Raw genomic sequence first — 19029 nt, forward strand, 5'->3', positions numbered from 1 at the left:
TGCGCGGGGCGGCCTCCGTGGGGTGGGCGCACACCCCCACCGGTTCGTACGGGTTCTCGGCCTTTGGGGTGTTTTTGGGGGGGGGGGGGGGGGGGGGGGGGGCCCGGCCGCCCCCCCGCCTCCCGTCCGTCACGTGGTTCCGTCAACCGCCCGGCTGCGGTCAGCTCATCCGCGTCGACGCGATCCCGCCGTCGACGTCGATGGTGCCGCCGGTGACGAACGCGGCCTGGTCGGAGACCACCCAGCGGACGGCGCGGGCGATGTCGACCGGCTGCACCGGGACGCCGGCGGGGGTGCCCTGCGTCATCGCGGCGAGGACGTCGGCCGAGTCGGCGTTGCCCGGGGTCGCCGTCGCTCCCGGGGCGACGGTGACGACGCGGATGCCGCGGTGGCCGTACTCGGCGGCCCAGGCGCGGGTGAGCTGTTCGACCGCGGCCTTCGTGGCGGGGTAGAGGGCCATGAACGGGACGCCGACGCGGGCCATCCACGAGCCGATGTTGACGATGTGGCCGCTGCCGCGCTCCGCCATGCCGGGGGCGAGGGCCGCGACGAGGACGTGGGGTGCGCGGATGTTTGTGGCGAGCAGGTCGTCGACGGTGGCGTCGTCGAGGGACTCGGTGGGGCCTCCCGGGTAGACGCCGGCGTTGTTGACGAGGTGCCCGGATCCGCGAGGACGGCGAGGTGCGCCGTCATCGCGGTGTCGTGGTCGGCGCGGCTCGTCGCTCGGTGCACCGTCGGGACGCGCCCGGATCGGGTCACGTCGGACACGGAGTCGCCGACGCCGTCGACGCCCTCGATGTCGACGAACTGGTCGTCCGCGACCATCTCCTTCGCGAAGTCCAGGATCTCGGCGGTGTTCCGATGGTTCACGTCCAGCACGACGCCACGACCGGCGAGGCTGATGCCGACCTCGCTGAGGGTGTACCCGCCGGGGTAGATCGTCTGCTGGCCGTCGAGGATCAGGGTCAGCCCGTCCTGCCGGTCCCCGACGAGCCCATGCAGCATCGACACCATCGCGCACGACAGGTCCTGCGCCTCGTCGACGATCACCGCGCCGTACCGCTCCAGCGGCCGTTCACGGAGCGACTGACGAGCGAGGAGGACGACGTCCTCCCAGTCCAGCGCGCGGTGCTTCCGCAGTCCGGACTCGTACGCCTCGTACAGGTCCCACACCGCCTGCCGCGTCTCGAGCGGCAGCGCGTGCTTCCGCCCGACAAGCGCCAGGTCCGCATACTCGCCGAAGCGCGTCAGGCCGCGCCCCTTGACTACGTGCTTGATCTCGTCCTCCCAGTAGCGGCGCGTGAAACGCGCCGATCGGAGCGGACTGGAGGCGCGGATCGCGTTCCATGCGTCGTCGAACGCGAGTCGCGCCTCCAGTCCGGGAGTGCGGAACGGGATCCCGCGTTCGTTCAGCAGGTCCTTCGCGAACTTGTGCACGCCGACGAAGTCGGCGCGACCGACCATGTCGGGCGCGAGGCGGGCGAGCAGCGATTCGAGCACTCTGGGCAGGGTCGCGATGTAGGTGGTGAACAGGACCCGCTGACCGGTGGTGCGGGTGAGGTAGGCGGCGCGGTGGAGGCCGACGACGGTCTTGCCGGTGCCCGCGGCGCCGCGGATGCGCGCCGGGCCGTTGAAGCCGCGGCGGACGAGCTTCGTCTGGGCGGGATCGAGGAAGGCCATCCAGTCCTCGATGGGTGCGTCGAGGACGCCGTCGAGCAGTTGGTCGGCGGGGTCGTCGTCGAGGTCAGCGACCACCGGGGTCTGCTCGCGGGGGAGGATCGGTGCGGGGACGACGGCGTGCGGTGGCGCTGTTTCTGCTGTGGCTGCTTGCTTGCCCATCACGGGGAAGTGGTGCAGCAGTGCGGCGAGGACCTCGTCGACGCGGGACGCCGACAGACGGGCGCCGCGCTTCGTGATGTGTCCGATGACGTCGTGCATCCCGAGCACGTCGACCGACGCGACACGGGCGTGCATCTTCCGCTGACCTGCGAGGGCCGCGATCGCGTGCACCTCGTTCGGCGCGAGGCCCGTCTCGGCGAGCGAGGCCTCGGTTCCGTACGCCAGGTCCGCGAGGCGAGCGACGTCGTCGGTCACTTCCTCCTGACCGCGGGTGATCCGGTCACCGTGGACCGCCACCTCGCGCCAGGCCTTCGTGTCGACGATGAAGACGCCGGCGCGGCCGACGACGACCATGTCGACCTGTGCGGTACTACTGCCGGGCCAGCGGCAGTCGGCGAGGAGGTGGTAGCCGATGCCGGTGAGCGGGGCGAGGACACGGGCGGTCTCGCTCTCTGTGCGCTCGGCGATCTCGAAACGTGCGGCCCGCTGCTCGGCGTCATCCGCTTGGCGGCGGTGCTCGCGGGCGAGGCTGCGCTGGCGGCGGGCTTCGAGGCCTGCGAATTCGCCGGCGATCGTCATGGTTGGGTCCCCGGGGGATTTTGCTCGTGGTGCAGCGCGCGTCTTCCCTGGGAGCGCGGTACTGGACCAGCCTCGCGGGAGGGGTGACGTGGTTGCTAGCACCTCTTATGGGGTCGGAGCTTCTCCGGAACAGTTACCCAGCCGGGCTGGGGAAGTGACGGAGCGCTCCTCACTCGATCGGTCACGAGCGCGACGCGCCGCCGAGTCCATCTGGCTAGCAGCGATCCCAGCACAACCTCTGTAGGGCTCGCCCCGAGGTGTATCGGATTGTCCAACCAGCTGCAGGATGGCGGCGGCCGGCGAAGGTGATGGCAACGAGGTCATCCGCGCCCGCTCCTGGCAGTCGCTCACGCACCTGGCAGCGGTGGCTGGGGACATTAGTGGGTGGGTCTTGAGGCCGAACAGCGTCGAGCAGCGGTAGTCGAACGAGAGCACTTGCCGGTGACCTTCTAGACGGGTGCGCAAGCGGACCCCTTGACCGCAGCGGGACCTACGCCGGAGCGAGGACGTCAACCAGCGACGTGCACCGTTGTAGCTCCCGCTCGGCCTCGCGCTCCTAGCCGTAGTCGGGACCGGGAGCGGTTCCCTACCAATGCAGGCGGCCGACGCCCGTCGTGCGCGTCGCTACAGACATCTCGAAGTCTTTCGCGACCCACATCTGCGACTTCAGCACGACAAACGACCGCGACAACTTCGCGTCCGGACTCCTCCGGACAGGCCTTGGCGTGATCCAAATCCTTCGATCGAGTCAGCCGAAGCTACAGCAGTCCTGACATCGCTCGTCAGGCGATCCGAGCACCGCTGTGTCATGGTTCCAGCGGGCTCGCGGGCGTTCTGATGCTTGTCCACCTGAGCAGCGTCGCGCCTCATGGCCGCGCACCGCTGTACTGCACGGTTGCGTGTGAGCAAGCGGGGCGTCTGCAAGAACCTAGGTAAGACGACGATTGGGACGTCGACTCGCATGCGGTTCGAGCCACGCTCCCGCGCTGCGACTCGGCCGAGTCTCGCCAGCGAACGTCGGTGGTTCGCCGATAGCCTGGAGCCTGAGCTCGCTTCACCAACGAACGCGCGTAGACGCGCAAGGAGTACCCGCCTCGATGAGAGTCCTGACCACAGCAGATTCGAATGTAGCGCCGCCTATGGCGAAGGTGGTGGTGTAGTAGTGGCTCTCAAGAAGTCGGACCTCTACAGCTCGCTCTGGGCGAGCTGCAACGAGCTCCGTGGCGGCATGGATGCCAGCCAGTACAAGGACTACATCCTGACCTTGCTATTCATGAAGTACGTCTCGGATAAGGCGAAGTCAGATCCCGACAGCCTTATCGAGGTGCCTGAGGGTGGCTCGTTCGACGACATGTTCGCCGCCAAGGGCGACAAGGAAATCGGCGACCGGTTCAACAAGATCATCGGCAAGCTCGCTGACGCGAACGGCCTCCGCAACGTCATCGACCAGGCGGACTTCAACGACAGCGAGAAGCTGGGCTCCGGCAAAGAGATTCAGGATCGCCTGTCGAAGCTGGTCACGATCTTCAAGGACCTGGACTTCCGAGGCTCGCGTGCCGAGGGCGACGACCTGCTGGGTGACGCCTACGAGTACCTCATGCGCCACTTCGCTACCGAGTCGGGCAAGAGCAAGGGACAGTTCTACACGCCGGCCGAGGTTTCGCGCGTGCTCGCGAAGGTCGTTGGCATCAACAGCCAGACCCGTCAGGACGAGACGGTCTACGACCCCGCCTGTGGCTCCGGCTCGCTGCTGCTCAAGGCAGCCGCTGAGGCGCCGCGCGGCATGACCATCTACGGCCAGGAGAAGGACAACGCCACCTGGGCCCTGTCCAAGATGAACATGATCCTCCACGGCAACGAGACCGCGGAGATCTACAAGGGCGACACGATCACAAACCCGCAGCTGACCGAGGGCACGCGGCTCAAGACCTTCGACTACGTCGTCATGAACCCGCCGTTCTCGATCAAGTCGTGGAAGAACGGGCTCGAGCAGGACTACGGGCGCTTCGAGTACGGCATGCCGCCTGAGAAGAACGGCGACTACGCCTTCCTTCTGCATGCGCTGGCCTCGCTCAAGTCGACCGGCAAGGCCGCAGTCATCCTTCCGCACGGCGTGCTCTTCCGAGGCAACGCTGAAGGCAATATCCGTCGCGAGCTGCTCAAGCGAGGCTTCATCAAGGGCGTCATTGGCCTGCCCGCCAACCTCTTCTACGGCACCGGCATCCCGGCGTGCATCGTGCTGCTCGACAAGGAGAACGCGGTCAGCCGCACCGGCGTCTTCTTGGTCGACGCCAGCAAGGAATTTATCAAGGACGGCAACAAGAACCGCCTCCGCGACCAGGACATCCACAAGATCGTCGATATCTTCAACCGCCAGGTCGAGATCGACGGCTACTCGCGCATGGTGCCGATGAGCGAGATCGCCGACCCGAAGAACAACTACAACCTCAACATCCCGCGCTACATCGACAGCTTGGAGCCCGAGGACCTCCAGGACCTCTCAGCTCACCTGCACGGCGGCATCCCGAATCGCGACATCGATGCGCTGCAGCACTACTGGGAGGCGCTCCCCGCGCTGAAGGACGCTCTGTTTGAGCCGCTTCGGGAGGGCTACTCGAAGCTCAAGGTCGATCTCTCCGAGGTGCAGGACTACGCGCTCAACCGCAGCGGACTCGAGTTCATCCGCGCGGACGTCGAGAAGGTCGTCGATGACTGGTTCGCCGCCCATCGCGCGGCACTGCTTGCGATCGACGCGAACACCAAACCGAACAACCTGATTCGCACCCTCGGCGACGACCTGCTCGAGCGGTTCAAGGACATGCCGCTGCTTGACGAGTACGACGTGTACCAACAGCTCATGAGCTACTGGAACGAGGTCATGCACGACGACGTCTTCCTGATCATGACCGAACTTGCGAACGGCGGCACCTGGACAAGCGCTGCCAAGCCGCGCAAGACGATCGAGGACAAGGAGCGCAGGCTGTCGGAGGATCCGGACCTCGAGATCGGCGCCGGCCGTGGCAAGACGAAGTACAAGATGGACGTCGTCCCGCCATCCCTGATCGTGGATCGTTACTTCGCGAACGAGCAGGCTCGTGTCGATGAGCTAAATGCGAAGCTCGAGTCGGCCTCCGCCGCAGTGGTGGAACACGCCGAAGAGCATGGCGTCGACGAGGCGCTTCTCGCCGAGGCGACCAACGACAAGGGTGCGTACACCAAGCAGCTAGTCAGCGCGGTAATCAGAGAAGCCCGAGCGAGCGGTGACCAGGAGACTCTCGACTGCGCCAACGCCGCTCTTGAGTTGGTGAACCGGGAAGCCGCGGCCAAGAAGGCGGCGAAGGAGGCTCAGGCTGCGCTCGACTCGGTGACGCTGCGGAAGTACGACGAGCTCACTGACGCGGACGTGAAGTTGATCGTTCTTGATGACAAATGGCACGCGACCGTCGGGACGAGGGGCGACGGGGAGGTCGATGCGCTAACGCTAGTGCTCGTCGATCGAATCCAAAAGTTAGGTGAGCGCTATGCCGCGACGCTCGCGGATCTCGATTCCGAGCTCGCGAAGCTCGAAGCTCAGGTCAAGAGTCACTTGGTAGTCATGGGGGTGCAGGGATGACCTCGAAGTTGCTCGGCGAGATATCAGCTTTCATTACGAAGGGTGCGACGCCTACGACCTATGGGTACTCCTGGGAGACGTTTGGTGTGCCGTTCCTTCGCAGCGAATGTGTCGCCGACCACGGGCTCGACATGCGGCAGTCAATGTTTATCTCCAAGAAGGCGGATAACGCTCTACGTCGAAGTCGTGTCCAGGATGGCGACATCCTGATGACGATCACCGGGAACGTCGGACGTGTCGTCCGGCTGCACGGAGTCGGGGCGGCAAATATCAATCAACACATTGCACGGATCCGTGTAATAGATCGAAACTTCGATCCGCGTTTTGTTTACCACTACTTGTCACAACAGAAGATGCGTGAGTACTACGGATCAATCGTCACAGGGCAGGCGTATCCACAGATCAGCTTGGTACAAGTTCGCTCTACGACCGTTCCTTGCATCCCACATACTGAACAGCAACGAATGGCGGAGGCACTCGACGATGCTGACGACTTGATCGCTACGCTTGAACGCCTTATTGCCAAGAAGCAGGCGATCAAGCAAGGTATGATGCAGGGACTTCTGACCGGCCGCACTCGATTGCCCGGCTCCTCGGGAGAGTGGGACGACATCCGGCTCGGTGAGCTGGGATCCTTCCTCAAGGGTCGAGGAATCAAGCGTGATGACGTGCGTTCGTCGGGGATACCTTGCATTCGGTACGGCGAGATCTACACCGTGTTCGATGACTACACCGATCGTGCTCGTTCGTTCATATCACCGGAGGTTGCGGCGACTGCATTGCCTGTCCGAAAGGGTGACGTTCTCTTCGCTGGTTCCGGGGAGACCAAGGCTGAGATCGGGATGAGTCTCGCGTACGTAGGTGATCGCGATGCTGTCGCGGGCGCAGATATCATCCTCTTCCGAGGAACGGGGTTCAATCCCGTCTTCCTGGCCTCGCTGTTGAATACGCCTGCGATCGCAAGGCAGAAGGCCCGTAAGGGACAGGGTGACGCTGTCGTGCACATCAATAGCGCCGCGCTCGCAAATCTGGAACTCAGGATTCCTGGACGTGATGAGCAGAATGCGATCGCGGAAGTGATCCACGACACAGACCGGGAACTAGCGGCCGTTGGTGATCGGCTCCGCAAGGCGCGCGCAATCAAGCAGGGCATGATGCAGCAGCTCTTGACCGGCCGCACCCGCTTACCTGTGGAGGCTGCCGTATGAGCGGTATGGATCGACAATGGGCCATCGAACAGCTCGACGCGTTTATCCACATGACCGCATATGTGGCTTCGAGTACGCCTGGTGTCATCGGTTCCTTCATCCGGGGTAAATCGGATGAGATCGCCGGCCAGGCGCAGGTGGTGGAACATATCCTCGAGCGAGCGACTCCAGGTTGGCGGGCTCGACTCCGGGAAACGTCTCGGAAGTGGGATGGCTTGCGGGAGGCCGCCAGCCGCGGGCGAACTCAGCTCCAGCGAGAGCAGGAGCTGCGCGAGAAGCTCGGCGAGAATGCTCCAGAAATCTCTGCCACGAACCTGCACCCCTGGATCTGGAGCGGTGCGCGTTCCCTCTGGCAGTCCGGTCACTTTGTCCAGGCTGTGCGCGACGCCGCGACCAAGCTGAATGCTGAGGCTCAGAACAAGGTCGGCCGCCGCGATGTCAGCGAGACGGACCTATTCAAGCAGTCGTTCTCGCTCGACGACGCGAAGTCTGGCAAGGCACGGCTTCGCCGGATGACTCCGGAGGACAGTGACACGTATCGGTCGCTGCAGCGCGGCGCCATGGCGTTCGCGGAAGGCGTCTTCGCAGGCATCCGGAACCCGCTCAGTCATGAGGTGGATCAGGAGATGTCCGAACAGGTCGCCTTGGAGCACCTGGCTGCGCTCAGCGTGCTGGCGCGGTGGGTGGATGAATCAACTGTGGAGCGCGCAGGAGAACCGTCATGAGCACCGTAGGCCAAATCGAACGTAAGACGCAGGATCGCGTCGTAAAGCTGTTCGCGGAGCAGCTCGACTACGAGTACCTCGGCAACTGGCACGACGGGAACCGCACAAGTGGCATCGAGACGGACCTGCTGACGCAGAGCCTCCGGGCCCGCGGCTATGAGGACGGGCTGATTACTCGGGCGCTCGATCAGCTTGAGAAGGCCGCCGCCGTTGGCTCAGGCCACAACCTCTACGAGGCGAACCGCGATGTGTACCAGATGCTGCGCTACGGCGTGAAAGTACGGGCCGCGGCCGGTGAGCATACGCAGACGGTCTGGCTCATCGACTGGCAGACGCCGACGGCCAATCACTTCGCTCTTGCCGAAGAGGTCACCGTCTTCGGGCAGCACAACAAGCGTCCTGACGTGGTGCTTTACGTCAACGGCCTCGCTCTCGGGGTCATCGAGCTCAAGCGCTCCAAGGTCTCGGTGACCGAGGGCATTCGCCAGTCCATTGGGAACCAGAGCAAGGACTTCATTCGTCCGTTCTTTTCCACTGTTCAGTACCTCTTCGCAGGCAACGACGCCGAGGGACTCAGGTACGGCGTGATCGATACGCCTGAGAAGTACTGGCTCGAGTGGAAGGAAGAGTCGGACGTTGAGTCGCTGCTTGACCGGGGCCTGCACGAGATGTGCTCCAAGGAGCGCTTCCTCGAGCTGATCCACGACTTCATCGTCTTCGACAAGGGCGTCAAGAAGGGGCCGCGCCACAATCAGTACTTCGGTATCAAGGCCGCGCAGGAGCGCATCGCAAGGCGCGAGGGCGGCATCATCTGGCATACCCAGGGATCCGGGAAGAGCCTCACCATGGTGTGGCTGGCCAAGTGGATTCGGGAGAACCAGCCCGATGCGCGGGTGCTGCTCATCACCGACCGCACTGAGCTCGACGAGCAGATCGAGAAGGTCTTCCAGGGCGTCAACGAAGACATCTACCGGTCCAAGAGCGGCGCCGACCTCATCGCGACTCTCAACAAGTCGGAGGAGTGGCTCATCGGCTCACTCGTCCACAAGTTCCGCGGCAGCGACGAGTCCGAAGCCGACACCGATGACTTCATCGCCGAGCTCAACGCGGCTCTGCCCAAGGATTTCAAGGCGAAGGGGAACATCTTCGTCTTCGTCGACGAGGCCCACCGAACGCAGTCCGGCAAGATGCACCGCGCCATGAAGCACCTGCTGCCCGAAGCGATGTTCATCGGCTTCACCGGCACGCCACTCCTCAAGGCCGACAAGGCAACGAGCATCGAGACCTTCGGCTCGTTCATCCACACCTACAAGTTCAACGAGGCCGTCGCCGACGGCGTCGTGCTCGACCTCCGCTACGAAGCCCGTGACATCGACCAGGAGCTGACCTCGCCGGCCCACATCGACAAGTGGTTCGAGGCCAAGACCAAGGGCATGACCGACCTCTCCCGCGCCGAGCTCAAGAAACGCTGGGGCACCATGCAGAAGGTCGTCTCCAGCAAGTCGCGCGCCGAGCAGATCGTCGCTGACATCTTGATCGACATGGAGACCAAGCCGCGTCTCATGGACCGCCGCGGCAACGCCATGCTGGTCGGCTCAAGTATCTACCAAGCCTGCAAGTTCTACGACCTCTTCGTCAACGCCGGCTTCAAAGGCAAGTGCGCCATCGTCACGAGCTACCAGCCGAACGCCAACGAGATCTCGAAGGAAGACGCCGGCGCTGGCAAGACCGAGAAGCTGGCCCAGTACGACACGTACCGCAAGATGCTGGCGGACTACTTCGACACCTCCGAAAATGAAGCCATGGGCCGAGTGGAGGAGTTCGAGAAGGCAGTCAAGAAGCAGTTCATCGAGGAGCCGGGCCAGATGCGCCTGCTCATCGTGGTCGACAAGCTCCTGACAGGCTTCGACGCACCGAGCGCTACGTACCTCTACATCGACAAGAAGATGCAGGACCACGGGCTCTTCCAGGCCATCTGCCGTGTCAACCGCCTCGACGGTGACGACAAGGACTACGGCTATATCGTGGATTACCGCGACCTGTTCAACTCGCTCGAAAGCGCCATTCACGACTACACTTCTGGAGCGCTTGAGGGCTACGAGAAGCAGGACATCGAAGGCCTGCTGACCGATCGCATCGATAAGGCGCGTGAGGATCTCGACGACGCGCTGGAGCGGATCCGCGCCCTCTGCGAGCCGGTTCTGCCTCCGAAGGGCACCGACCAGTACAGGGCCTACTTCGTGGCCAAGGACACGGGCAAGGCTGAGCAGATCAAGGCCAACGAACCAAAGCGGGTCGAGCTATACAAGTCTGTGGCGGCTGTGACACGCGCCTTCGCGAACATCGCGAATGACATGGCCGAGGGCGGTTACAGCCCGGCCGACGTCGGGAAGATCAAGCGTGAGATCGCCCACTACAGCGACGTGCGCGCTGAAGTGAAGCTCGCGGCCGGAGAGGACGTCAACTTCAAGGCATACGAAGCGGACATGCGCTTCCTGCTCGACACCTACATCAAGGCCGGAGCCTCCGAGGTCGTTTCCAACTTCGAGGACGTCGGCCTGATCGACCTCATCGTGAATCTCGGCGACGGCGCGATCGATAAGCTCCCGCCCGGCATCCGCAAGAGCAAGGATGCTGTCGCCGAGACCATCGTCAACAACATGCGCAAGGTCATCATCGACGAGCATGCGCTCAACCCGAAGTTCTACGACCGCATGAGTGAGCTGCTCGACGCCATTCTCGAGGAGCGGCGCAAGCAGGCACTCGAGTACGAGGAGTTCCTCGCCAAGGTGCTCGAAGCCGCGCAGCAGCTCGGCGCTAAGGACACCGGCAAGACCTACCCGTCGTGGGCCAAGAACGGTGGCCAGCAGGCCTTGATCGATACTCTCGACGGAGACGCGGAGCTTGCGTTCAACGTGGACTCGGCCGTCCGGAACGTCAAGCAGCATGCTTGGAAGGAGAATCCCCTCAAGCGGCGACAGGTCGAACGCATCATCGTTCGCTCGCTGCCGAGGGGGGATGCTCGAGCTGAGGCGTTGTTCAATCTCGTGAGGGCTCGCGATGAGTACAGCTAGTGCATATCTCACGGTGCGCGGCATCGACATCGATGTGGTCTACAAGGACATCAAGCACCTGCACATTGCCGTTTATCCGCCGGCCGGCCGCGTTCGTGTAGCTGCACCGACGCGCTTCGATGACGATTTGATTCGACTGGCAGTTGTGCAACGTCTGCCATGGATCCGACGCCAGCGTTCGAAGCTGCAAGGTGCGGAGCGTCAGAGCACGCGTGAGATGGTGACGGGCGAGTCCCACTACGTCTGGGGGGTGCGGAAGCGCTTGAAGGTCGTTGAGCGGCCGGGCCGTGGCCACGTCGAACTCGACGGTGATCGCCTGGCGCTCTACGTAGCTGCGGAGGCTACCGTCGAGCAACGACGCCGTTACCTCGAGCGCTGGTACCGCGAACAACTTCGCGCCGATATTCCTGCGCTGATTGCTAAGTGGGAGGAGCGGCTCGGTGTCGTGGTGCCCACCTGGACTATCCGCAAGATGAAGACGAAGTGGGGCTCTTGTAACCGCGAGACCCGTAGCGTCTGGTTCAATCTCGAGCTCGCTAAGAAGCACCGAGACTGCCTCGAGTACATCGTGGTGCACGAGCTCAATCACTACTTCGAGCGTGGACACGGCGCCCGCTTCGCAGCGCTGATGGACGCCAATCTGCCCGACTGGCGGATGCGTCGGGACGAGCTCAACGGGGCGCCGCTTGCCGAAGAGGAGTGGCATGCCTATGGCCGAGCACCCGAGCCGCCGGACCGCGCCGGCCATAGCTAGTCATGACGGTGTGAGTCATGTCGCTCAATTCGGCGTTGAAGGGATGGGTCGTCGACAGCGGTTCCCGGGGTGGCCCTGACGTCGAAGGAGCGAACGGTCGCACGATCCCCTTGCGCGATTGGCGGGACCGCCTACGCACCGACGAGGCGCAGATTGACGGGTCCTGGCGGCTCGACATCGTGCGTCTCGAGGTGCCGAATGGAGAGCTGCTCACGGCGGTGCATAATATGCGGGTAATAGCACCAATGGACGCCGTCGAGCTTCGCCAGCCCCCAGTGGCGTCCGTCTAGCTTGACAGTGTCCTAGCTCGGCGTTGAACCAGCTGCTGCCGCCGCGGCACCCCGCGCCAGCCGCCCGAGCTGACTGCCGACGACCGTCTCGAGCGAGTGTCCTGTCTGCGTGAACAGCTCAAGGAGATTCACCGTGACGTTCCGGTAGAAGAGCATCCCCTCGAGTGAGACTAGAGCGATAGGTCGTTCGTTCGCCAGAAGAGCTTAAAAGTGCGACTCGGGCTCGTAAAAAATACCCAAGCGCGGAGTTTACTTCGCTGTCTCGACGGCGGCAGGAAACCCGCGGAGGTAGCCTTGCAGCTCTGCGTCGTCGCCAGACGAGTCGACGAACTCGTTCCGCGCGTCCCACTCGTATCGCGAGTTAACCAGGGCGGTCAGCACTCCCGAGATGAAGCGGTAGGCGAGCGTTCGCGGCGTGGTGGGCGGGGCCTGGCCGTGCATCTCGTGGCCGCTCGCCTCCTCGAGGAGCTTGACCAGGTCGTGGGGTCCGTTTGCGGTGACGGCGTCGGTCCACGTCGCGACGGTCTCGTTCGAGGCACCGGCATGCAACGTCCCGTTTCGGTTCAGCTGGACGATCGGCTCGGCGCCCGGTTGCCACAGTGCCCCCTCCCTTGACAACTGTATCCCGGGACAAAGTAGGGAGGTGCGTCCAGGGTGCGTCCCTGCTTCCGTGGGTCTCACTAATGTCGTGCGACGAGGCCATATAGGTCCCTGATTGGTCCGCGTCGAGGGTGTCGGCGCCCGGCCCTAGGCTCTCCTCACGGCAACTGACGAGGGGGAGCGCATGCATATCAGCACCGACGGGCAGGTCCTGCTCAGCCCGAGCGACCTCAGCACGTGGGCGTCCTGCGAGTGGGCGTTCCTCCGCCGCCTCGACGCCAAGCTCGGCCGCGGCGGACCCCTGCCCGACGAGCACGACGACATGCTCGAGCGAACCGCACGCCTGGGTGACCAGCACGAGCTCGACTACCTCGACCTCCTCAAGCAGACCCACGACGTCATCGAGTTCGACCGCCCCGCTCCGCCGGACTACGCCCGAGCAGCCGCCGAAGCCAGAACAGCCTTCACCACCGGCGCCGACGTCCTCTACCAACCGACCTTCCACGAGCCCGCGACCCCCGAACACCCGGGCTTCATCGGCTTCGCGGACTTCATCATCCGCAACGACCAGGGCGACTACGAAGTCTACGACACCAAGCTTGCCCGCCACGCCAAGATCAGCGCCCTGCTCCAGCTCGCCGCCTACGCCGAGCAGATGCAGGCGCACGGCATCCCCACCGGCGAGCAGGTCCACCTCGTCCTCGGCGACCGAACGACCACCACGCACGACCTCGCCGACATCGCGCCGGTGTACCGAACGCAGCGCGCCGAGCTCGAACGGGTCATCGCCGAGCGGATGCAGGAGCACGAGGAACTGCAGTGGGGCGACCCCCGCTACTCCAGCTGCGGCCGCTGCACCATCTGCCAGACCCAGGTGCAGCAGCACCGCGACCTGGTCCTCGTCGCGGGAATGCGCCTCGACCAGCGCGCGAAGCTGATCCGGCAGGGCGTGCGGACGATCGACGACCTGGCGGACCGCACCGCGGCCGTGCCCGGCATGTCGCGGTCGACGCAAGATCGGCTGGTACGGCAGGCGCGCCTCCAGACCGAGACCGAAGCCGAGCAGCAAGCAGGGCACACCAACAGGACCAAGCCGCGCTTCGAACTCCACGACCCCCGCGCCCTCGACGCGATCCCGGAGCCCGACCCCGGCGACGTCTTCTTCGACTTCGAGGGCGACCCCCTGCACACCGAGGACGGCGTGCACTGGGGTCTCGACTACCTGTTCGGCCTGGTCGACGACCGCGCCGACTTCACCGCGTTCTGGGCGCACACCATCCGCGACGAGCGCCAGGCGCTGATCGACTTCCTCGCCCTCGTCAAGGAGCGCCGCGCGCAGCACCCGGGCATGCACGTGTACCACTACGCCGCGTACGAGCGGACGCACCTGCTGTCCCTCGCCGCCCGGCACGGCTTGGGGGAGGACGACGTCGACGACCTGCTCCGCGCCGGCGTCCTCGTCGACCTGTACCCGATCGTCCGCAAGGCCCTTGTCGTCGGCAGCCACAGCTACTCGATCAAGAAGCTCGAGCCGCTGTACATGGGCGAGGACCTCCGCCTCAGCGACGTCACGAACGCCGCCGACAGCATCACCGCCTACGTCGAGGCGATCGAGGAGCTCCGGAACGGCGACCCCGCCACCGGCCAGCGCATGCTCGATCAGGTCGCCGACTACAACGCCTACGACTGCCGCTCCACGCTCCGGCTGCGCGACTGGCTGCTTTCGCTGCGGCCCCCGCGCACGGAGCCGGCGACCGAGGACACGGAGCTCCTGCCGCCGATCCCCGTCGAGCGCGAGCCGAACCCCGTGTACACGGCCCTCGCCGCCCAGATCGCGGACGTCGACCCCCTCGACCGCGACGCCGACCAGACCGCCCTGGCGCTCGCGGCCGCCGCGATCGACTACCACCGCCGCGAGGCCAAGACCTTCTGGCAGGACCACTTCGACCGCCTCCGCAACCCAGTCGACGACTGGGCCGACACCCGCGACGTCCTCGTCGTCGAGCGCGCCTCCGTCGAGCGGGACTGGGACACGCTGCCGCGTGCCCGCTCGCAGTCACGGGAGATCCGCCTGTCCGGGACGCTCGCGCCCGGTTCGCGCATCCGGCCGGGAGGCACGCCCCACCTCGTCTACGACGACCCACTCCCGCCAACGGTCACCGCTCCGGCGCCGGGTTCGAAGGGTGCGTCGGCCCGCGCGGTCGTGCTGGAAGCGGCCGACAACGGCGACGCGTTCGAGGTCCTGGTGAAGGAGAGCCTGCCGGTCGGCGGCGGCGAGCCCCACCACGACTTCCCGGTCGCACTCGCACCGGCCGCCCCACCACGGGCGAAGCCGCAGCCCGAGGCGATCGCCGAGTGGGGCCAGGAGGTCCTCGACGCCCTGCCGTCGATGCTGCCCGACCCGGCGCTCGACCTGCTCCGCCGGGTGCCGCCGCGCGGTGCCCTCGCCCGGGTCGCCGGCGACGACACCGTCTCCGCGGTCGTCACGACGCTGCTCGGGCTCGACCGGTCGTACCTGGCGATCCAGGGCCCTCCCGGCACGGGCAAGACCTACGTCGGGTCGAACGTCGTCGCGCGGCTCGTCCGCGAGCACGGATGGCGCGTCGGGGTCGTCGGACAGTCCCACGCCACGTCGGAGAACTTCCTGTCGTCGGTGGTCCGCGCCGGCGTACCCGCCGACCGCGTCGTGAAGGTGCCGAAGTCCGGCACAACCGAGGACGAGCTCGAGGTCGCGGCATGGACCCCGGTGAAGAACAATGCCGCCGTCTCGGCCTTCCTGTCGTCGTGCGCCGAGACCGGTACCGGGGGAGTCGTCGGCGGCACCGCGTGGACCTTCGCGAACGAGGGCACGATCCCGCGGCGCTCCCTCGACCTGCTCGTGGTCGACGAGGCCGGGCAGTTCTCGCTCGCCCCGACCATCGCGTCGGCGATCGCCGCGCAGCGCCTGCTCCTGCTCGGTGACCCGCAGCAGCTGCCCCAGGTGTCGCAGGGGTCGCACCCCGAGCCGGTCGACCAGTCGGCGCTCGGCTGGCTGGCCGACGGCGAGCACGTGCTGCCGCCGGAGTTCGGCTACTTCCTCGCGCACACCCGGCGGATGGAGCCCGCGCTGACCGCGTCGGTCTCGGGGCTGTCGTACGACGGGCAGCTGACGTCGATCGTGAGCGGTCGGCACCTGGACGACCTCGACCCGGGCGTCCACCCGGTGCCGGTCGTGCACAGCGGCAACACGACGTCGTCGGAAGAGGAGGCAGCACGGGTCGTCGAGCTCGCCCAGAGCCTGATCGGCCGCCGGTGGGTCGACGGCGAGGTGTCGCGGTCGTTGACGGACGAGGACGTCATCGTCGTCGCGCCGTACAACGCGCAAGGGGCCCTCATCCGCGAGGCCCTCGACCGCGCCGGACTCCGAGGGACCCAGGTCGGGACGGTCGACATGTTCCAGGGGCGCGAGGCCGTGGTGTCGATCACGTCACTCGCGGCCTCGAGTGCGGCGGACATCCCGCGCGGGCTCGACTTCCTGCTCATGCCGAACCGGTTGAACGTGGCGCTGTCCCGCGCGCAGTGGGCGGCGCACCTCGTCTACTCGCCGGCGCTCACGACGGGGCTGCCCCCGTCGATCAGTGGACTGTCGCTGCTCTCGCGGTTCATCGAGCTGGTCGAGCCGCGCCGCTGACGGCGCTCCGGGCGGCTGCCTGGTGGTCAGCCGGCCTGGATGGTGCCGACCGCCGAGCTGTAGGTCACGACCGAGCCGTGCTGCGCACCCACGAGGGTGACTGACCATGCTGAGCGGTCTGCGGCGACCGAGTAGAGCACTCGGGTGCCCTCGGGCACCGAGGCGAGCCCGGTCCCGTCCGTGAGCGCGAGCCTGCTCGGCTGTTCAGCGACGACGAGCTCCGACGGGTAGACGCCGCTCGGAGAGTACTGACGCATGGCGAACGACAGCGTGCCAGCGCTCTGCATCAGGGCGTTGCGTTCGCCGTCGACGGTCAGAGCTCCCGACGGCTGCTCGCTGGATGCCTCGGGAACGGCAGCTGGGGCAGCTGCGGGAGGAGGCGCGGCCGTGCCGGTGTCGGACTCGGCGACCGCTGGAAGGTCTTGGCCGTCACCGGCTGCGGCTTGGTCTGCTGAGTCGACGTCGACGTCGACGTCGGCGCCGGCGGCAGAGGGTCCGAGGTTCGTTGTCGACGTCAGCGCCGGGAGCGAGAGCGCGGGCAGCTGGACTCCCACGCTGACCAGCCCGAACGCCAGCAGGGCGTAGAGCATCAGCGCAGAGCCGACCGCGCCGAGGACGATCCCGACCCGGCCGAACGCCCTCGAGACGACCGAGCCCCATCGGGCGCGACGGACTGCTTGGACACCGCAGGCGATCGCTGTCACGCCGATCGTGCTGACGATGAAGCCCGACGGCACGCCCTGGTGCTGCGGCTCCACGAGCGCGAGGACGACGCTCCCCAGGCCGAGCAGCATCGACAGTGTCGCGAACGCCCACGGGCGGGTGCGGGGCGTCGTGCAGTCCGTTGCGGAGGCTGCGGCGAGGAGCGGAGACGGCGCGTACAGCGGCGGCATCCCTCGCCGGGTCCGCGTCGGTGGGGTCGACGGCTCGCTCGGCGACCAGTCTCGCGGTCCGGGTCCACCCAACGGCACGTCCGCCCCCTCGGTTCGGCAACCATCCCATGGTGCCGATCGAGGCGATCCTGAAGAATCCCCAGAACTGGGTCCGTCCGGTGGTCAGGAGCGGACAGCCACGCCACTACGATCGCGATCCAGCCGCGGATGGCGGTGAGCAGGTCCGCCGAGCCAGTCCCGGGCGGGCGGCCCGGTCGGGAGCGGCCTAGCCCTGGGCGGAGCCCGCGGCCTCGGCGTCCTCGTCGCCGGGGATCTCGCCGCGCATCTGCGCCCGGATCCCGGCGAGCACGTCGGCGTGCAGGAAGTTCGCGTCCTCGGCGCTGGTCGGGTCGACGACGATGCCGAACTCCTCGGGGACCGCGGTGACGAGCTCGGCCATGCGGACCGGGCGGGCCTCGGTGCCGGGGACACCCTCGCTGAGCTGCGCGGGGTCGGTGAACACCGGGACGAAGGGCAGGTCGCGGATCATCACGTGCGCGATGCTCCCGCCCTCGGGGTCGTCCGCCGGCTTCCACGGCACCCAGGCGGCGCTGCCGAGGAACCCCTGCGCCGACGAGGCCATGCGGCGCCGCAGGGCTCCGGCGGGCGACTCGGTCTTGCCGGCACCGGGACCGAACGCCGACCCGCTCGTGTCGTTGCTGCTCATGGGGGTTCCCTCCGCCGTGGTGTGCCCGGCCATGCTCCCACGTCGCCGGAGCGGAACCGAATGCGGCGCCGCCGCTGCCACCTCCGCGCCGGAAGCGAGCGGCGTTGCGGGGGTGGGGTGTGCCTCCCGACCGACGACGGCGCCCGACCCACCAGGTGCGCCGGGCACCGGACGGACCACGCTCAGTACTTGGCCGACTGCCCGCCGTCGATTGGGACCACCGCGGCGTTGACGTACGAGGCGTCGTCCGACAGCAGAAAGGCGACGACGGCCGCGATCTCGGGGGCCTCGCCGTAGCGCTTGGTCGGGTTGACCTGGATGAACTCCTCGGCGGCCTTCCGCGGGTTCTCCGGGTCGATCTGCTTCATCGAGTTCTCGACCATCGGCGTCCAGATCGCGCCCGGTGCGATGGCGTTGATGCTGATGCCGTACTGGCCGTACTCGACGGCGGAGTTGCGGGTCAGGCCGACGACACCGTGCTTGGCGGCCGCGTAGCCCGACTGGTTGCCGACGCCGCGGATGCCGCCGACGCTCGCGGTGTTCACGACCTTGCCGGAGCCCTGCTCGCGCATCACCTTCAGGACCTTCTCGAGGCCGAGGAACACGCCGCGCAGGTTGATCGAGACGACCTTGTCGAACTCGGCGGCGGTGAAGGACTCGGTGAGGTTCTGCTTGCCCTCGATGCCGGCGTTGTTGAAGAAGCCGTCGATGCGGCCGAAGCGCTCGGTGGTCGCGGTGACGTAGGCGTCGACCTGCGCCTCGTCGGAGACGTCGGCGACGGTGGTCAGGACCTGGGCGTCGGGGGTCGCCTCGAGGACGGCGGCCTTCGTGGCCTCGAGTCCGTCGGAGGAGACGTCGACGAGCGAGAGCTGTGCGCCCTCGGCGGCCAGGCGGACGGCGGTCGCACGGCCGAGGCCGGAGCCGCCGCCGGTGATGAGGACGACGCGGTCGGTGAAGCGGGTGGTGGATGTCATGGATGGCCTCCTGCGGTCTTCGACGGTGAAGGGCTCGGGTCCAGCGGTGGGGCGACGAGTCCGGATCGATGCGCGTGCATCGATGGACGTTAGGCTACACCTGT

At 66.3% G+C, this 19029-nt stretch carries 11 protein-coding genes and 1 pseudogene; 6 read left to right on the forward strand and 6 right to left on the reverse strand.

The features are described from left to right. Window positions 1-160: 160 nt before the first annotated feature. Together ABIC52_RS05190 and ABIC52_RS05195 are read right to left on the reverse strand one after the other, a co-directional pair. A complete protein-coding gene (locus ABIC52_RS05190) occupies window positions 161-1021 on the reverse strand; it encodes an SDR family NAD(P)-dependent oxidoreductase (RefSeq protein ID WP_354026904.1) in 861 nt (286 codons plus the stop codon). Beyond that, window positions 940-2418 (reverse strand): annotated as a pseudogene (locus ABIC52_RS05195) (nuclease-related domain-containing protein); the annotation flags it as partial. The pseudogene ABIC52_RS05195 and the gene ABIC52_RS05190, both read right to left, overlap by 82 nt. Before the next feature lie 1162 nt (window positions 2419-3580). On the opposite strand from ABIC52_RS05195, the gene ABIC52_RS05200 reads away from it, so the two are divergent. The 5 genes from ABIC52_RS05200 to ABIC52_RS05220 are packed head-to-tail and all read left to right on the forward strand — an operon-like array spanning window position 3581 to window position 11792. Then, window positions 3581-6031, forward strand: coding sequence for a type I restriction-modification system subunit M (locus ABIC52_RS05200; RefSeq protein WP_354026795.1), 2451 nt, complete (start codon window positions 3581-3583; stop codon window positions 6029-6031). Beyond that, window positions 6028-7239: a restriction endonuclease subunit S gene (locus tag ABIC52_RS05205; protein WP_354026796.1), complete on the forward strand. Its 1212-nt coding sequence runs from the start codon at window positions 6028-6030 to the stop codon at window positions 7237-7239. Before ABIC52_RS05200 ends, ABIC52_RS05205 begins: the two co-directional genes overlap by 4 nt. After that, window positions 7236-7964, forward strand: coding sequence for a TIGR02391 family protein (locus ABIC52_RS05210; protein WP_354026797.1), 729 nt, complete (start codon window positions 7236-7238; stop codon window positions 7962-7964). The genes ABIC52_RS05205 and ABIC52_RS05210 overlap by 4 nt, the downstream gene beginning before the upstream one ends. Continuing rightward, window positions 7961-11038 (forward strand): type I restriction endonuclease subunit R, encoded by a 3078-nt coding sequence (locus tag ABIC52_RS05215; RefSeq protein WP_354026798.1) that lies wholly within the window; start codon window positions 7961-7963, stop codon window positions 11036-11038. Before ABIC52_RS05210 ends, ABIC52_RS05215 begins: the two co-directional genes overlap by 4 nt. A 13-nt stretch (window positions 11039-11051) precedes the next feature. Next, window positions 11052-11792 (forward strand): M48 family metallopeptidase, encoded by a 741-nt coding sequence (locus ABIC52_RS05220; protein ID WP_354026799.1) that lies wholly within the window; start codon window positions 11052-11054, stop codon window positions 11790-11792. A 539-nt stretch (window positions 11793-12331) separates the two neighbouring features. Here ABIC52_RS05220 and ABIC52_RS05225 read toward each other — a convergent pair. Beyond that, window positions 12332-12763, reverse strand: coding sequence for a TY-Chap2 family putative peptide chaperone (locus ABIC52_RS05225; RefSeq protein ID WP_435526066.1), 432 nt, complete (start codon window positions 12761-12763; stop codon window positions 12332-12334). Window positions 12764-12866: 103 nt separating this feature from the next. Between ABIC52_RS05225 and ABIC52_RS05230 the strand changes: the two genes are divergently transcribed. Beyond that, complete coding sequence (locus ABIC52_RS05230) at window positions 12867-16352, forward strand: TM0106 family RecB-like putative nuclease (protein WP_354026801.1); 3486 nt, start codon at window positions 12867-12869, stop codon at window positions 16350-16352. A gap of 26 nt (window positions 16353-16378) precedes the next feature. Here ABIC52_RS05230 and ABIC52_RS05235 read toward each other — a convergent pair whose 3' ends face one another. The 3 genes from ABIC52_RS05235 to ABIC52_RS05245 form a co-directional block, all read right to left on the reverse strand. Continuing rightward, window positions 16379-17245, reverse strand: coding sequence for a hypothetical protein (locus tag ABIC52_RS05235; protein ID WP_354026802.1), 867 nt, complete (start codon window positions 17243-17245; stop codon window positions 16379-16381). A 265-nt stretch (window positions 17246-17510) separates the two neighbouring features. After that, the gene (locus tag ABIC52_RS05240; protein ID WP_354026803.1) at window positions 17511-17951 is read right to left on the reverse strand and encodes an SseB family protein; all 441 of its coding nucleotides are present in this window, start codon (window positions 17949-17951) and stop codon (window positions 17511-17513) included. 182 nt (window positions 17952-18133) lie between these two features. Continuing rightward, window positions 18134-18925, reverse strand: a complete 792-nt coding sequence (locus tag ABIC52_RS05245; protein WP_354026804.1) for an SDR family oxidoreductase — start codon at window positions 18923-18925, stop codon at window positions 18134-18136. Between the last annotated feature and the right edge of the window lie 104 nt (window positions 18926-19029).

It is taken from the genome of Curtobacterium oceanosedimentum, from assembly GCF_040545555.1.
GTDB lineage: Bacteria > Actinomycetota > Actinomycetes > Actinomycetales > Microbacteriaceae > Curtobacterium.

What these genes read in the sequence shown, in the direction of transcription:
- ABIC52_RS05205 (WP_354026796.1), top strand. Translation starts at nt 6,028, where the DNA reads ATGACCTCGAAGTTGCTCGGCGAGATATCAGCTTTCATTACGAAGGGT.
- ABIC52_RS05210 (WP_354026797.1), top strand. Translation starts at nt 7,236, where the DNA reads ATGAGCGGTATGGATCGACAATGGGCCATCGAACAGCTCGACGCGTTT.
- ABIC52_RS05215 (WP_354026798.1), top strand. Translation starts at nt 7,961, where the DNA reads ATGAGCACCGTAGGCCAAATCGAACGTAAGACGCAGGATCGCGTCGTA.
- ABIC52_RS05230 (WP_354026801.1), top strand. Translation starts at nt 12,867, where the DNA reads ATGCATATCAGCACCGACGGGCAGGTCCTGCTCAGCCCGAGCGACCTC.
- ABIC52_RS05235 (WP_354026802.1), bottom strand. Translation starts at nt 17,245, where the DNA reads ATGCCGCCGCTGTACGCGCCGTCTCCGCTCCTCGCCGCAGCCTCCGCA.
- ABIC52_RS05240 (WP_354026803.1), bottom strand. Translation starts at nt 17,951, where the DNA reads ATGAGCAGCAACGACACGAGCGGGTCGGCGTTCGGTCCCGGTGCCGGC.
- ABIC52_RS05245 (WP_354026804.1), bottom strand. Translation starts at nt 18,925, where the DNA reads ATGACATCCACCACCCGCTTCACCGACCGCGTCGTCCTCATCACCGGC.